The sequence below is a fragment of the Cupriavidus sp. Met-2 genome (genome assembly GCF_049843575.1).
GTDB classification, from domain to species: Bacteria; Pseudomonadota; Gammaproteobacteria; order Burkholderiales; family Burkholderiaceae; genus Cupriavidus; species Cupriavidus metallidurans.
Genome location: NZ_JBBHZL010000008.1, coordinates 149152 through 165082 on the forward strand (window position 1 = coordinate 149152; position 15931 = coordinate 165082).

Genomic DNA, 15931 nt, shown 5'->3' on the forward strand with positions numbered 1-15931 from the left:
TTAGAGCTCAGCCTTGAGTTGATTGAGCAGGTCTGCGTGGACCTGCGCGTTCACTTCACGCTTGAGGATCTGCTCTGCACCCTTCACGGCCAGCACGGCGACCTGGTCGCGCAGCGATTCACGCGCGCGGGTCACTTGCTGTTCTGCTTCGGCCTTGGCCTGAGCGATGATGCGTGCGGCTTCTGCCTGGGCGTTCTGCTTGATCTCGTCGGCGGTCAACTGGGCACGCTTTTCAGCGTCGGCCACACGTTGGGCGCCTTCGGTGCGGGCTTCGGCCATAGCCTGGTCCACACGCTTGTTGGCGAGTTCAAGCTCCGCCTTGCCTTTTTCGGCAGCGGCGAGGCCATCGGCGATCTTCTTTGCGCGTTCGTCGAGCGCCTTCACCAGCGGCGGCCAAATGAATTTGGCAACAACCCACCACAGGATGAAGAACACGACCATCTGCGCAAAAAACGTTGCGTTCAGATTCATGGTGTGTTCCTTTCGGTAATCAAACTACAGATAAATGCACAAGGGCGGCCAGGCCATCGGACTGAGGCCCACGCCGCCCGTCAGCATCATGCAGACCGAAAAGACTTACTGAATGACGGACAGCAGCGGGTTGGCGAAGGCGAACAGCATTGCAACACCCACACCGATCAGGAATGCAGCGTCGATCAGGCCAGCCAGCAGGAACATCTTGGTTTGCAGCGGGTTCATCAGCTCAGGCTGACGTGCGCACGCTTCGATGTACTTGCCACCCATCAGGGCGATACCCAGGCAGGCGCCGATAGCGCCCAGACCGATGATGATGCCGATACCGATAGCGGTCAGACCCTGGATGTTGGCGAGATATGCTTGCATGATGACTCCTTTAATTTAGAGAGACTTAGAACCAAAAAACCAAAAAACCAAAAACCGAAAATCAGTGGTGATCGTGAGCCTGGCCGATGTACACCAGCGTCAGCATCATGAAAATGAATGCCTGCAGCAGAACGATCAGGATGTGGAAGATGGCCCAGACGGTACCGGCAACCACATGTCCGACGAAGCCCAGCGCGCTCAGGTCAGCACTGAACGTCCAGATGGAACCCAGCAGCGCGATCAGCAGGAACACGAGTTCGCCGGCGTACATGTTGCCGAACAACCGCATGCCGAGCGAAACGGCCTTGGCCAGGAATTCGATGATGTTCAGGACCAGGTTGAACGGGGCCAGGTACCACTTGGCGCCGAACGGGGCCGAGAACAGTTCGTGCATGAAACCGCCCGCGCCCTTGATCTTGAAGCTGTAGTAGATCATCAGCACCAGGACCGAGCACGACATGCCCAGCGTGCCGTTCAGGTCGGCCGTGGCCACTGCGCGGTGGTGCGGAAGATGAATGTGGAAGATGCCCAGCAGACCGTTCAGGCCCGTGACCCAATCCACAGGAATCAAGTCGATCGCGTTCATCATGGTGATCCAGCAGAACACCATCAGCGCCAGCGGAGCGATCCACGAGCGGTCGCCGTGAATGATTCCCTTGGCCTGGTCGTCCACCATCTCGACGATCATTTCCACGAAGGCCTGGAAACGGCCCGGCACGCCGGCCGTCACACGGCGAGCGGCCATGTAGAGGAACAGGATGGCGATCACGCCGCACAGCACCGACCAGAACACAGTGTCGTAGTTCAGGACACTGAAATCGACCACGGAATGCTGCTTGCCGCCGACCGAATTAAAGTTCTGCAAGTGCTCGGCGATATAGCCTGAGGGTGTGAGCACGTGCTCCGCGCCTTGAGTAGCTTCAGCTGACATGTCGAAACGAACCGTATATTGCGAAATCTGACATCGGAAACCCGCCTTCGGCCGATTCCCGGTACACGTCTTGCTTAGCCTTCGGTCACATGACCGGTCACCGCTTGGAGCAAGTACGCCTTGTTATTCTTGGCAAACCTTAGTCACGCGACACGGCACCGTTGTGACGCATCGCGTTTGAAACCTCTTGATTTCCCTGGGGGCTGCCTCATCTGCATCCAGTGCCCGCACCGCCTAGCGAATCGCGAGCGCCACCCAGTAAGTCTTCAACACCAGCAAGAACGTGACGAGCATCGGTATCCAGCGCAGATCGCGGTACAACACCACCACAAGCACGAACAGTGCGACGGTGCTGAACACCTTGATTGCCTCGCCGGCCACCAGGCCGCCAACCGTCGGCTGCCTGCGCGACATCCACAGGCGCAGCGCAAAGAAGCCACTGGGAACAACACACACCATGCCGCCGAACAAGGCCGACCAGCCCGACGGCGCATGCTCATGCGCGAATATCGCCCAAGCAAGCGCCGACAACAGCGTCACAGCGACCTGTGCCAGTACCACTTTGCCGGGCGTCATGCGCGATGGGCGCAATGCACGTTCGCCAAGCAGCTTCACCGCTTCAGCATGTGACAGCGGATCGACAGCTACTTCCTCGCGCTCGGCGCTATCATCCCAATCGTCGTCACGCCACACATCTTGCTGGCGCTCATCTCGACGATCGTTTCCGGACGCCTTGCCGGCTTGCGAACGGTCCTGCTGACGGTCTCGAACCACCACCTGCCCTGCCTCATTCCAGGCCGGAACTTTTCAGGCCCGGCCAGAATTCAAACCGCACGATTCTATTAGGAATCGCTAACATCAGTCAATCTGCTTTCAGATTGCTTGCAGTGAATTTCGCACAACGGCTGCTATCACGCCTTCATGATGGCTGGCCGGATATTGCGCCGCAACGATCTGAAACGTAATTGGATTGCGCCAGCACTGGCGCGCATGATGTCGGATCCGTCAGCGACTGCACGACGGTCATTCCCGTCGACGGCGTTCGGTAATCGCGCAGATCAGCGGGTCGCTGTATACGTGTCGCGTGAGACCGACAACCTTCCGGCAACCGCAAGGAATAGGTTGCCGGAATGTATGGAACAGGTTAGGCGCTGGCTTGCGGTTCGCGCAGGCGCGTGAGCACGCCGTCCAGTGCGTCGTTGCTGGCGAAGTGAATCGTGAGCTGGCCCTTGCCACGCGCGCCGAGCTTGATCTGCACAGACAGGCCCAGCGTATCGGAAAGCTCTTCTTCGAGCCGCGCCACATCGCGCGTGCCATTGCCCGATTTCTGCTTGAGGGACTTCAGATCGAACGGCTTGAGCGTCGATGCCACCAGCTTCTCGGTCTCGCGCACGGACAGCCGCTTGTTGACGATCTGGTTGGCCAGCGTGATCTGATTCGCGCCGTCGACTGCCAGCAACGCGCGCGCGTGCCCCATGTCGAGATCGCCGGCCATCAGCATGGTCTGGACGGGCGCGGCAAGATTGAGCAGACGCAGCAGATTCGATACCGCACTGCGCGAGCGGCCTACGGATTCGGCAGCCTGCTCGTGCGTAAAACGGAATTCGCGGATCAGGCGCATGATGCCTTGCGCCTCTTCCAGCGGGTTCAGGTCTTCACGCTGGATGTTCTCGATCAGCGCCATCGCGGCCGCAGCCTCGTCGGCGACGTCCTTCACGAGCACCGGCACCTTGTCGAGACCCGCAAGCTTCGAAGCGCGGTAACGGCGCTCACCGGCGATGATCTCGTAGCGATCGGGCTCGGCCACGCGACGCACCAGAATCGGCTGCATCAGCCCCTGAGCGCGAATGCTCGCGGCCAGTTCCTGGAGCGCGCCTTCGTCCATGCGCGTGCGCGGCTGGTACTTGCCAGGCTGAAGCTGATCGACGCGCAGCACAGACGGCGCGCCCTCCTGCTTCGAGGTTTCAACGATCTCTGCAGGGCCGCCGAGCAGTGCTTCCAGCCCCCGACCCAGTCCCTTCTTCTTTGCGGTACTCATCGTCGCCATCCTTGCTGTCCCTTCCCTGCTGTTTCAGTGACGTGCTCAGCCGAGCTGTCGCACGCGCGCGATCATCTCCGCGCCGAAATCGAGATACGCCTTCGCGCCCTTGGACGAGGCATCGAACGCCACGCCCGGCATGCCATAGGAAGGCGCTTCGGCCAGACGCACATTACGCGGAATCACAGTCTTGAATACCTTGTCGCCGAAATGGGCCTCGAGCTGGGCCGACACCTGCTGCTGCAGCGTCACGCGCGGATCGAACATGACGCGCAGCAACCCGATCACCTTGAGGTCGCGATTCAGGTTCGCATGTACCTGCTTGATCGTGTTGACGAGGTCCGACAGTCCTTCGAGCGCGAAGTACTCGCACTGCATCGGCACGATCACACCGTGCGCCGCGCACAGGCCGTTCAGCGTCAGCAGCGACAGCGACGGCGGGCAATCGATCAGCACGAAGTCGTACTCCTCGTCGACTTCGGCCAGCGCCTGCTTGAGCCGACGTTCGCGCTGGTCGAGCTCGACCAGCTCCACTTCGGCACCAGCCAGTTCACGGTTGGCGGGCAGCACGTCATAGCGCCCCGATTCGGATCGCTGGCGCGCCTCGGGCACGGTGGCGAGCCCCACCAGTACCTGGTACACGCTGTGCTGCAGCGCCTGCTTGTCGATGCCCGACCCCATCGAGGCATTGCCCTGCGGATCGAGGTCGACCAGCAAGACGCGCTGGTCCTGCGCTGCCAGGCCGGCGGCCAGGTTCACCGTGGTGGTGGTTTTGCCGACGCCGCCCTTCTGGTTTGCGATCACGAATACCTTGGCCATATGCGCTTGCAGCTCCTCAGTGCACAATTCCGCCATGCGGAACACGTGCTCAATAAATTACCCAACCGATTTCAACGCCGGGACAGCACCACAAGGTGCCGTTCCACATCGAGCTCAGGTACTACCAGTTTCGGTACCGCTTCGACCTGCCAGTCAGCCATCAGACCGGCCGCTTCCATTCGATCGATCTCCGCCTGTGGATAAACTCCCTTCATGGCGATCAGCTTTCCGCCCGGCGCCAGCAGGTGGCCGGACAACGTCACGAAGTCGGTCAATTCTGCGAATGCGCGCGAGGTGATCACGGCATAGCCCTGCTCGTCGTCGATCTTTTCCACAGGCCCCCAGTGGGCAGCCGCATTGGTCAGGTGCAGCTGGGCACGGCACTGCGTCAGGAATGCGGTCTTTTTCTGCACGATGTCGACCATCAGCACCGACACATCCGGGCACGAGATCGCCAGCGGCATGCCCGGCATCCCACCGCCCGAGCCGACGTCGAGCACCCTGCCCCGCGCGCCCCGCGCCACGTTTGCGGAGCGAGCGGCTTCGGCCAACGCCGGGACAGCCGTCAGCGAATCGAGCAGATGATGCGTGAGCATTTCGTCAGGATGACGAATCGCGGTTAGGTTGTAGACGCCATTCCATTTGCGGAGCAGCGTCAGGTACGCGAGAAGCGTATCGATCTGGGCTGGCGTCAGTGCCAGCCCGATCGCGTCCAGTCCGGCTTCGAGCCGGCGGCGTTGCGCGGCATCGTCGACCGCGAAATGTCGGGAACCACCCACTCAGGCAGCCTCCTGTCCATTGCCGGCCACCGGGGTTGCCGATGTCTGGGTCGCGGTGCGCCCCATGCCCTTCTTCTTCAGGTGTACCAACAGCAGCGAGATAGCCGCAGGCGTCACGCCGGAGATACGCGAAGCCTGACCCAGCGTTTCCGGGCGATGCTGGTTCAGCTTCTGGCTCACCTCGAAGCCCAGGCCACGCACCTCGGTATAGTCGAAGTTCGGCGGCAACTTGGTCGACTCGTTGGCTTCGAGTTTGTCTACTTCGGCAGCCTGGCGTGCGATATAGCCGTGGTACTTGATACCGATCTCGATCTGCTCGCGAATCTGCTCGGCAAGCATCGTGTCATCGGCGAGCGGCGTCTCTGGTGCAAAACGGCCATCCTGCAGCGCGACAAGCGCCTCATAACGGACTTCGGGACGACGCAGCAGATCTGCGAGCGAGTATTCGCGCTCGATGCCCTTACCGAGCAGCGGAACGGCATCTGCTTCAGGCAACAAGGTCGGATTGACCCAGGTGCTCTTGAGTCGCTCTGTTTCACGTGAAACAGCGTCGCGCTTCCGATTGAAAGCATCCCAGCGCACATCGTCGACCACACCGAGTTCACGACCGATTTCGGTCAGACGCATGTCCGCGTTGTCCTCGCGCAGGCTCAGGCGGAACTCCGCGCGGCTGGTGAACATGCGGTACGGCTCGGTCACGCCTCGCGTGATCAGGTCATCGACCAGCACACCGAGATATGCCTGGTCGCGGCGCGGCGTCCAGGCGTCGCGTTCGCGTACGTAGCAACCGGCGTTGATCCCGGCCAGCAGACCCTGTGCTGCCGCTTCCTCATAGCCGGTCGTGCCATTAATCTGGCCGGCGAAGAACAAGCCCTCAATTGCCTTGCTCTCCAGCGACGACTTCAGCCCGCGCGGGTCGAAGTAGTCATACTCAATCGCATAGCCCGGGCGCAGGATATGCGCGTTCTCCAGTCCGCGAATCGAGTGGACAAGCTCAAGCTGTACGTCGAAAGGCAGGCTCGTCGAGATGCCGTTCGGATAGAACTCGTTGGTCGTCAGCCCTTCGGGCTCCAGGAAGATCTGATGGCTTTCCTTGCTGGCAAAGCGATGGATCTTGTCCTCGATGCTCGGGCAGTAGCGCGGCCCTACTCCTTCGATCACACCGGTGTACATCGGCGAGCGATCGAGCCCGCCGCGGATGACGTCGTGGGTACGGCTATTGGTATGGGTGATCCAGCACGGCAGTTGCTGCGGATGTTGCTCCGGACGGCCCAGGAACGAAAACACCGGCACCGGGTCCAGGTCGCCGGGCTGCTCTTCCATCACCGAAAAATCGATCGTGCGGCCGTCAATGCGCGGCGGTGTACCGGTCTTCAGGCGACCTTGCGGCAGCTTCAGTTCCTTGAGACGCGCCGACAACGACACGGCTGCAGGGTCGCCCGCACGACCGCCCGTGTAGTTATCGAGTCCGACGTGGATCTTGCCGTCCAGGAAGGTACCAGCCGTCAGCACCACCGCGCGCGCGCGGAAATCGATGCCAACCTGGGTACGAGCACCGACCACGCGGTCACCCTCCACCATCAGATCATCCACGGCCTGCTGGAATAGCATCAGGTTTGGCTGGTTCTCCAGCCGCGTCCGGATGGCCTTGCGATACAGCACTCGGTCCGCTTGGGCACGGGTCGCCCGAACGGCCGGGCCCTTGCTGGAGTTCAGGATGCGGAACTGGATGCCCGCCTCGTCCGTGGCGGCTGCCATCGCGCCGCCCATGGCGTCCACTTCCTTGACGAGATGACCCTTGCCGATGCCACCGATCGACGGATTGCAGCTCATCTGCCCCAACGTTTCGATGTTGTGGCTCAGAAGCAGCGTCTGGCAGCCCATGCGCGCGGCGGCGAGGGCTGCTTCGGTGCCGGCGTGACCACCGCCGACGACTATGACGTCGAATTCTTTCGGGTAAAGCATGGGACACCTCCTCCGGGAGGCTGGGCGGGAAAAATCGGGATGTCGAATTATAGCGGCAATCGATTCCCCGCCTTCGGTCGGACATGATGTTTCACGTGAAACATGGCGTGTGCGGTACCTGGCGAGGCAAAGTGTGTTTCACGTGAAACACTCCCGAGCCAAAAGAAGAAGGCCCCGCTTCCGCGGGGCCTTCCCTCTGCTCTTCTCTGCCTCACATGTTTCACGTGAAACGTGGTCTCAGATCTGGCTCCGGATGTACGTCGCCACCTTCTCGCTCAGCATACCCAGGTCTCGTTGCAGGGTTTCGAAACCAGCATTCGGCACCTTGCTGGCTTCATCCATGTAAAGCGGCCGCCGGATCTCAATCTGCAGGCTATTGCGCCGCTCGGCCGGGCGGCCAATCTGCGCGATCAGCTGCACGCCCTTGTACGGGTCATTACGTGCCACGGTGTAGCCCATTCCCCTCAACTCCCGCTCGACCAGATCGACGATGCCGGGCTCGCAGGTGGTCCCGTCACGGTCTCCGAGCACGAAGTCAGCCAACGGATGCGGGCTCTGGATCTTCAGGCGCTCATAGGCATTGTTCGGCATCGAATGCAGGTTCAGATGCCAAACCGCACCGAAGCGCGCGTACGCAGACTCCACCGCTGTCGACAGCGCAGCATGGTACGGACGGTAATAGCGATCGATCCGGTTCCGCACCTCGTCCACTGTCAGCTTACGATCGTAGATCGGGGTGGCAGCATCGATATTGCGCCAGACCAGACCGTAGCCGAGCTTGGTCTTCTCCCCTGGCGACAGGGGTGTCGGCCACGATGTTGCCAGCAACTCCGGATCCAGATCGTCGAGCATCCGGTTCGGATCGATATAAACGCGCGGAAAGGTCGCCCCGATCAGCGTGCCGCCGACCTTCGGGATGGCGGACCACAAGGCATCGATATGCGTATCTTCCCCGCCACGCAGCCGCTGCAGAGGCACGGCCGCACCGAAGTCCGTCGGGTAGTGGGTGCCGCTATGTGGCGAGTCACAGACCAGCGGCAACGCCGCGCCTTCGGGCGCAAACAAGAGGAACGGCCCCACCGGCGCGTCGCCCCGCACTGCTTCAAACGTCGTCATGGCTTAGTCCAGCTTGATGTTGGCGGCCTTGACCACACGCGCGTAGCGGGCGATCGATTGCTGGATCTGTGCCTTGAACTGATCAGGCGTCGTCGGCACCAACGTGCCACCCGACTCCTCCACCTTCCGCTTGAATTCGGGGTTCTGCATGGCCTTGTGGATCGCGGCATTCAGCTTGTCGATCACCGGCTGGGGCGTGCCGGCCGGCGCAACGATGCCGAACCAGCCGCCCTCGCCCATGTCCTTGAAACCGAGTTCGGCATAGGTCGGCACATTGGGCAACTGTGCCGAACGCTGCGTGCCGAGCACCGCCAGCGCACGCAGTCGGCCCGCTTTCACGTGGGGCAGCGTCGACGACAGGTTGTCCGTGATCGCATTGACCTGCCCCGCCACCGCATCGTTGAGCGCCAGACCCGCGCCCTTGTACGGCACATGCAGCAGATCGATCTTGGCCAGCATCATGAAGTTCTCGATGTTCACGTGACCCAGCGACCCCGCGCCCGGCGATGCGAACGTGTACTTGCCCGGGTGCGCCTTCGCCAGGGCGATGAACTCCTGCATCGTCTTGGCGGGCACGCTCGGATGCACGGCGAACACACTCGGAATCGCTACCACGTTGGTCACCGGGGCGAAGTCCTTGATCGGGTCATAGCCGAGCTTCGGATAGACCGCCGGGTTGGACCCGTGCGTGCTGACCGTGGCCATGCCGATCGTGTAGCCGTCCGGCGTGGCACGAGCCACCTGCTCCATGCCGATCGAACCACCCGCCCCGCCCTTGTTGTCGACGACGATGGTCTGCCCCAGCTCACGCCCTGCGAACTCCGCTACCAGGCGCGCCGACAGATCCGTCGAGCCACCCGCGGCGAATGGCACAACCAAGCGGATCGGCTTGTTTGGATAGTTGGATTGCGCGAAAGCCGACGCCGTCAAACCAACCGTGGCGAGCGTACCCACTGCAGCGGACACGGCGGTGGAAAGCAGGAAATGCCGGCGCGTGCTGGCAGCATTGCGGACTCGGGTCATCTGATCAAACTCCTCTTCTCGTTCTCGAATTTCGGGGTACCGAGCAGCGAGTGTCGGGAGTTTACCGGCCCTGCACAAACGACTATATTGCACGCTTCCATTACCAAAGTTCATCCTAGGCGGTCCGGTCATGCGCATCCGTTCCCCGTCGATGTCAGAGCTGCACGCATTCGCCACGGCGGCCCGGTTGGGCAGTTTCACGCGTGCGGCCGAGACACTGTGCGTCACCCAGGGCGCCATCAGCCGGGCGATCTCTCGCCTGGAATCCCACTTCGGCCAACCGCTGATCCATCGCAACGCCCATCGTCTGACCCTGACCGACGCCGGCCGCAGCTATCTGGAGGCGATCGCGGTGCACTTGGCAGCCATTGAGACCGCCAGCGCATCCATGCTTGCGACGGATCGCCGCCATCATCTGATCCTGTCCGCCGTCCCCACGCTCGCCAGTGTGTGGCTCGTTCCGCGCCTGCCGGACTTCCACCGTCGCCACCCAGAGATTCACCTGGACTTCGTCCCCTATCGGCGCGACGAGGATTTCTCAGGCGCCCGGCCGGATGCCGCGATCCTGGCGGGCGAAGCGGGCCAGTGGCCGGGCTGGCAGGCCGATTATGTGATCGGACGTGAAATGGTGCCGGTCTGCCACCCTGCCCGCGCCGAGACGCGGCAGTGGCAATCGCCGGACGAGTTGCTCGACGAACCCTTGCTCTACCACACCACTGCACCCGCGAACTGGCAGAACTGGCTGCGCGCGGCCGGCGTACCCAGTGCCGCGCCCACACTTGCCAGGGGCTTCGACCAGGTCTCGATCCTGCTCGAGGCCGTGAAGGCCGACATGGGCGTGGCGGTCTTGCAGAGATGCCTGGTACGCGATGCACTACAGGCTGGCCAGGTCATCGCGCCTTTCGATCTGCCGATCCGGCTCAATCGCGGTTACTTCCTGTGCGCGCCACGTGAAAGACGTGACCATCCTGCCCTGACTGCCTTTCGAGATTGGCTGCTCTCAGCCGCAGCAATAGATATTGGCTCGAAGTAAAACCAATTACACATCCATCGTACGAATGATCATCAATTTATTATATGCTCAACAAATAAAAACGACGCCATTATGGCGTCGTCAATCAAACACAAGAATATAAAAGCAGGTCAGGCCGCTTTCTTCGTCAGCCCCAGGTACGTCTCGATCACCTTTGGATTGCTCGCCAACGCCGACGCTTCGCCTTCCATAGCCATGTCGCCGGTCTCGATCACATACCCGTAGTCAGCCACCTGCAACGCCGCCCGAGCGTTCTGTTCGATCAGCAGCGTCGCCACGCCGGTTTGCCGAAGGTTGTGGATGATGTGGAAGATCTCCTTAACGATCAGCGGCGCGAGACCAAGGCTCGGCTCATCGAGCATCAGCAACTGCGGCTTGGCCATCAGCGCGCGCCCCACGGCGAGCATCTGGCGCTCGCCACCGGACAGCGTGCCCGCCTCCTGCTTCGCACGCTCCCGCAGACGCGGGAACAGGTCGTACACCACATCCTTCTGGTCCAGATAGTTGCGCTCCCCAGCGCGCTTGCGCCGGAATGCGCCGAGCAGCAGGTTGTCCTCGACGGTCATCGACGCGAACAGTTCACGCTTCTCCGGCACCAGACACATCCCGCGCGCCACGCGCCCCTCCACCGGAATCCCCGCCATGTCATGGCCGAGGAACCGAACCGATCCGGTCGATGACCCGCTGACGGGCAGCGCGCCCATCACGGCATTCAGCATCGTCGACTTGCCGGCCCCGTTCGGCCCGATCACGGTCACGATCTTGCCTGCCTCAACCTTGAGGTTCGCGCCATGCACCGCCTCGACCTTCCCGTAGCGGACATGCAAGTCCTTCACTTCCAGAATCAGACTCATCTCATATCCTCAATCAATGCCGCCCAGATAGGCTTCCAGCACTGCCGGATTCTTCTGGACCTCCTCCGGCACACCTTCGGCGATGCGCGTGCCGAATTCCATCACCACGAGCCGGTCGGTCAGGTTCATCACGAAATCCATGTCATGCTCGACAAGCAGCACGCTCATGCCCTCGCCCTTCAGCTTGCGCAACAGGTCCGCCAGCGCCTGCTTCTCCTTGTAGCGCAGCCCCGCGGCAGGCTCGTCGAGCAGCAGCAGCGCGGGATCGCAACACAATGCGCGCGCGATCTCCAGGATGCGTTGCTGACCCAGCGCGAGGCTGCCAGCCTCGAGGTACATGCAGTCGGCCAGTCCAACACGCTCCAGCTGCCGCTTCGCCTCGAACAGCAGCTTCTGCTCTTCCATCTTGTTCATGCGCAGGATCGCCGCCGACACACCGCCCTGCGCACGGAAATCGCCGCGCAGATGGGCGCCGATGGCAACGTTCTCGAGCACCGTCATCGTCGGCAACAGATGCACGTGCTGGAAGGTCCGGCCCACGCCACGCCTGACGATCTCGCGCGACGGCAAACCGGAGATCACGTCGCCCCGATAGCGCACTTCGCCCGATGTCAGCGGCAGCACGCCGGTCACCAGGTTGAACGTCGTCGACTTGCCCGCGCCATTCGGGCCGATCAGGCCAATGATCTCGCCGGCCCGCACCTGGAAGCTCACGTCGTTCACCGCCACAAGCCCACCGAACTGCTTGCGCACCGCGCGCACGTCCAGAATCAGCTCACCGGTCTCGGGCTTCTGCCGTACCGGCAACGGCGGCGCAGTATCGGGGGCCAGCACCGGCGGCCCGGCCGGCATCAGCTTGCGCACGAACGGCCAGATGCCATCGCGCGCGTACTGCAGCAGCAGCACAAGCAGCACGCCGAAGACGATGATCTCGAAGTTGCCGTCGGAGCCAAGCAGCTTCGGCAGCAGCCCTTGCAGCACATCCTTGAGGATCGTCAGCACGCCAGCGCCCAACACCGCTCCCCAGACATGTCCCACCCCGCCGACCACGGCCATGAACAGGTACTCGATGCCGTAGTTGAGACCGAACGGCGTCGGGTTCACGGCGCGTTGCAGATGCGCATACAGGAAGCCCGACACACAGGCCAGCATCGCCGCGACGACGAAGATCACCACCTTCATCCAAGCGGTGTTCACGCCCATCGCCTCGGCCATCGTGCCACCGCCCTTGAGTGCGCGAATGGCACGACCCGGGCGCGAGTTCAGCAGGTTGTGCATCGCCACCACGGAGAGCAACACCACCCCCCAGATCAGATAGAACATCGAGCGGCCCGATTGCAGCTCGATGCCGAACAGCGACAGCACGGGGATACCGTTCAGGCCATCGTACTTGCCAAGGAAATCGAGATTGCCGAACAGGAAGAACAGCGACAGTCCCCACGCGATTGTGGCCAGCGGCAGGTAGTGCCCGGACATGCGCATCGTGATCAATCCGATGACATAGGCGCACAGCACGGTGATGATCAGACCCACGACCAGACCGATCCACGGCGAGAGGCCGAACTGCGTCGTCAGGTATGCCGTGCTGTACGCACCGAGCCCGACGAACGCGGCCTGCCCGAACGACGTCATGCCGCCAACGCCCGTCAGCAGCACCAGCCCGATCGCCACGATGCTGTACAGGCCAATGTAGTTGCCGAGCGTGATCCAGAACTCCGGCGTCGGCAGTACCGGCAGCAACGCCAGCACGATGACGAATGCCAGCGTCGCAATGCGATTGCGCAATGCGCCCGTGCCGCGAACTGCCGGCGCTTCACGCGAACCCATGTCCTTCTCCATCTGCTTGTCGGTGAGCATCGTCATGGCTTACTCCTCTTCCTCGACATGCCGGCTCGTGAGCGAGCGCCACAACAGCACCGGAAGGATCAGCGTGAAGACGATCACCTCCTTGAACGCGCTGGCCCAGAACGACGAATACGATTCAAGCAGCCCCACCAGCAGCGCGCCAAGCGCGGCCACCGGATAGCTGACAAGACCGCCGACGATCGCTCCAACGAAGCCCTTGAGACCAACCAGGAATCCGGACTCGTAGTAGATCGTCGTCAGCGGCGCGATCAGGATGCCGCACAGCGCGCCCATCGCCGCAGCCAGCGTGAACGACAGGCGGCCCGCCTGCGTGGTACCTATGCCGACCAGACGCGCGCCAAGCCGGTTCACCGCCGTGGCACGCAATGCCTTGCCCTGCAGCGTGCGATCGAAATAGAACCAGAGCGCGCCAATCAGCAATGCCGACACCGCCACAACCCAGAGGCTTTGCCCCGATATGGTGAGACTGCCAACTTCGAAGCGCGCATCGGAGAACGCCGTCGTGCGCGACCCTTCCGCGCCGAACATCACGAGCCCCAAGCCCACCAGTGCGAAATGCACCCCAACGGATACGATCAGCAGCACCAGCGTGCTCGCCTCCGCCAAGGGCTGGTACGCGAGCCGATACAGCATCGGTCCGAGCGGAATCACAACGAGCAGCGTCAGCGCGATCTGCGCGAGCATCGGCAAGGGTTGACCCCCGTACTGCTGCACCACCAGATGCACGGCACCCGGAAACAGCAGGTACTTGCCCGCGAGAATCGCCAACCTCCGCGGCGCGGTACTGCGCAACTCGGGGCTGCGCATCACGGTCACGCACTCATAGAGAAATGTCAGCACGCCCATCGTGAGCAACAGCCACGTCGTCTTGGGTGCATGGCCGGCCTGCATCGCTGCAAGCGTCAGCGCGCCGTATGCAACAAACTCGCCCTGGGGGATGAAGATGACGCGCGTCACCGAGAACACCAGCACCAGCGCCAGTGCCAGCAGCGCGTAGATCGCGCCGGAGGTGATGCCGTCCTGCGCCAGAATGGCCGCAATCGATAGGTCCATTGTCTACTCGTGTCTACTCGTTGTCATGGATGAAGCAAGGCAACGCGATTCCCTCTGCTGCCTCCACTGCCGTCAAACGTGGCCGCCCGGATGCGGAGGTAAAAAAAGGGCGCATGGCAAACTCCATGCGCCCTTCCGTACCACGCTTACCCCGCGCGACTTATCTCCCGCTTACTTCTGCAGCTTCCACTTGCCGTCGACGATCTGCACCATCACGCGCGCGCGCTGGTCCATGCCGAGGTGGTCGGTGGGGGTCATGTTGATGATGCCGTGCGACACCGGCAGGTTCGTGGTCTTCTCGAGCGCATCGCGCAGCGCCTTGCGGAACTCCTTCGTGCCGGGCTGACCCTTCTTGAGCGCTTCAGGAATCGCGTTCTGCAGCAGCAGGCCCGCGTCCCAGGCATGGCCGCCGAACGTCGACACCTGACCGCCGAAGGCCTTCTCGTAAGCCGTCTTGTACGTCAGGGCCGGCTTCTTGACCGGATTGCTGTCAGGCAGTTGCTCGGCCACCAGCAGCGGGCCGGCAGGCAGGAACGTGCCTTCGCAGTCCTTGCCGCACACGCGCAGGAAGTCGGGGTTGGCCACACCGTGCGTCTGGTAGATCTTGCCCTTGTAGCCGCGCTCCTTGAGCGCCTTCTCCGGCAGCGCGGCCGGCGTACCCGAACCAGCGATCAGCACCGCATCCGGATTGGCGCCCATCATCTTCAGCACCTGCCCGGTCACAGAGTTATCGGTGCGCGCAAACCGTTCGTTGGCGACCACCTTGATCTTGCGCATCTCGGCGACCTTGGCGAACTCCTGACCCCAGCTATCGCCATAGGCATCCGCGAAGCCGATGAACGCCACCGTCTTCACGTTGTTGTTGGTCATGTGCTCGGCGATGGCGGTGGCCATGTGCGAGTCGTTCTGCGGCGTCTTGAAGATCCACGCGCGCTTGGCATCCATCGGTTCGATAATGCGCGCCGACGCGGCCATCGAGATCATCGGCGTTTCACTCTCGGCGGCAACGTCCACCATCGCCAGCGAGTTCGGCGTGACGGTGGAGCCCACCACCACGTCTACCTTGTCCTCGCTGATCAGCTTGCGCGTGTTCTTGACCGCCGTGGTCGTGTCGGTGGCGTCGTCGAGCACGATGTACTCGATCTTCTTGCCCGCGATCTCCTTCGGCAGCAGCGTGAACGTATTCTTCTCGGGAATGCCGAGCGATGCGGCAGGGCCCGTGGCCGATACCGTGACTCCAACCTTCACCTGGGCGTTGGCTGCGCCGGCGAACAGGCTGGCGGCGGCAAGAGCCAGCAAGCTGGCACGCTTGAATGTCATTGCGTCTCCTTCGGTTCCAAAAACGGAAAAAGGCATCCGCCGGCTTCCGGCCGGCGGATGCCTCCAGTTTTTTGTTGCGGCCCGTTGTTCGGGCTCTCTGGCAGATGCAGCGCCGGCATCCGCGTCACTATCGGGAACGTCGAAGATCGCCCCGTTTTTTCCCGTCCTGCGCTTTTTACCCCCGGTTGCGCAGCTGCATTTCCCGACCGCGCGGTCGGGAATGCGAATTGAGTCTAACACAGCGATCTTGTAGCGAAAGCGGGATTAACCCGCAGCCGCGCGAGCGCAACA

15 protein-coding genes are annotated in these 15931 nt (G+C 62.2%); 1 reads left to right on the forward strand and 14 read right to left on the reverse strand.

Features of this window, described 5'->3' with window-relative positions:
- The 10 genes from WD006_RS18220 to WD006_RS18265 form a co-directional block, all read right to left on the reverse strand.
- Positions 1-471, reverse strand: coding sequence for a F0F1 ATP synthase subunit B (locus tag WD006_RS18220; RefSeq protein WP_008650161.1), 471 nt, complete (start codon positions 469-471; stop codon positions 1-3).
- A 105-nt stretch (positions 472-576) separates the two neighbouring features.
- Positions 577-843, reverse strand: coding sequence for a F0F1 ATP synthase subunit C (atpE, locus tag WD006_RS18225; protein WP_008650162.1), 267 nt, complete (start codon positions 841-843; stop codon positions 577-579).
- Between the two features lie 61 nt (positions 844-904).
- Positions 905-1774 carry a F0F1 ATP synthase subunit A gene (gene atpB, locus WD006_RS18230; protein WP_011517925.1) on the reverse strand — a complete coding sequence of 290 codons (870 nt, stop codon included), beginning with the start codon at positions 1772-1774 and terminating at the stop codon, positions 905-907.
- 234 nt (positions 1775-2008) lie between these two features.
- Positions 2009-2551: an ATP synthase subunit I gene (locus tag WD006_RS18235; RefSeq protein WP_017511788.1), complete on the reverse strand. Its 543-nt coding sequence runs from the start codon at positions 2549-2551 to the stop codon at positions 2009-2011.
- Between the two features lie 367 nt (positions 2552-2918).
- Entirely contained in the window at positions 2919-3812 is an 894-nt protein-coding gene (locus WD006_RS18240; protein WP_029306859.1) for a ParB/RepB/Spo0J family partition protein, read from the reverse strand.
- Between the two features lie 45 nt (positions 3813-3857).
- Complete coding sequence (locus tag WD006_RS18245; protein WP_011517928.1) at positions 3858-4631, reverse strand: ParA family protein; 774 nt, start codon at positions 4629-4631, stop codon at positions 3858-3860.
- A gap of 71 nt (positions 4632-4702) precedes the next feature.
- Entirely contained in the window at positions 4703-5410 is a 708-nt protein-coding gene (gene rsmG, locus WD006_RS18250; RefSeq protein ID WP_029306858.1) for a 16S rRNA (guanine(527)-N(7))-methyltransferase RsmG, read from the reverse strand.
- Positions 5411-7375: a tRNA uridine-5-carboxymethylaminomethyl(34) synthesis enzyme MnmG gene (gene mnmG, locus WD006_RS18255; protein ID WP_029306857.1), complete on the reverse strand. Its 1965-nt coding sequence runs from the start codon at positions 7373-7375 to the stop codon at positions 5411-5413.
- A gap of 237 nt (positions 7376-7612) precedes the next feature.
- Positions 7613-8491 (reverse strand): N-formylglutamate amidohydrolase, encoded by an 879-nt coding sequence (locus tag WD006_RS18260; protein WP_029306856.1) that lies wholly within the window; start codon positions 8489-8491, stop codon positions 7613-7615.
- A gap of 3 nt (positions 8492-8494) precedes the next feature.
- Entirely contained in the window at positions 8495-9514 is a 1020-nt protein-coding gene (locus tag WD006_RS18265) for a Bug family tripartite tricarboxylate transporter substrate binding protein (RefSeq protein WP_029306855.1), read from the reverse strand.
- A 130-nt stretch (positions 9515-9644) separates the two neighbouring features.
- Here WD006_RS18265 and WD006_RS18270 point away from each other — a divergent pair, with 130 nt between their 5' ends.
- Positions 9645-10547, forward strand: a complete 903-nt coding sequence (locus WD006_RS18270) for a LysR substrate-binding domain-containing protein (protein ID WP_011517933.1) — start codon at positions 9645-9647, stop codon at positions 10545-10547.
- A 110-nt stretch (positions 10548-10657) separates the two neighbouring features.
- Here WD006_RS18270 and WD006_RS18275 read toward each other — a convergent pair whose 3' ends face one another.
- The 4 genes from WD006_RS18275 to WD006_RS18290 all read right to left on the reverse strand — a co-directional run bounded on the left by WD006_RS18275 (position 10658) and on the right by WD006_RS18290 (position 15640).
- Positions 10658-11401 (reverse strand): ABC transporter ATP-binding protein, encoded by a 744-nt coding sequence (locus WD006_RS18275; protein ID WP_011517934.1) that lies wholly within the window; start codon positions 11399-11401, stop codon positions 10658-10660.
- Positions 11402-11410: 9 nt separating this feature from the next.
- Complete coding sequence (locus WD006_RS18280) at positions 11411-13264, reverse strand: ABC transporter permease subunit (RefSeq protein ID WP_051722982.1); 1854 nt, start codon at positions 13262-13264, stop codon at positions 11411-11413.
- 3 nt (positions 13265-13267) lie between these two features.
- A complete protein-coding gene (locus tag WD006_RS18285) occupies positions 13268-14320 on the reverse strand; it encodes a branched-chain amino acid ABC transporter permease (RefSeq protein WP_011517936.1) in 1053 nt (350 codons plus the stop codon).
- A 171-nt stretch (positions 14321-14491) separates the two neighbouring features.
- Positions 14492-15640 carry an ABC transporter substrate-binding protein gene (locus tag WD006_RS18290; protein ID WP_008650179.1) on the reverse strand — a complete coding sequence of 383 codons (1149 nt, stop codon included), beginning with the start codon at positions 15638-15640 and terminating at the stop codon, positions 14492-14494.
- Positions 15641-15931: the final 291 nt, after the last annotated feature.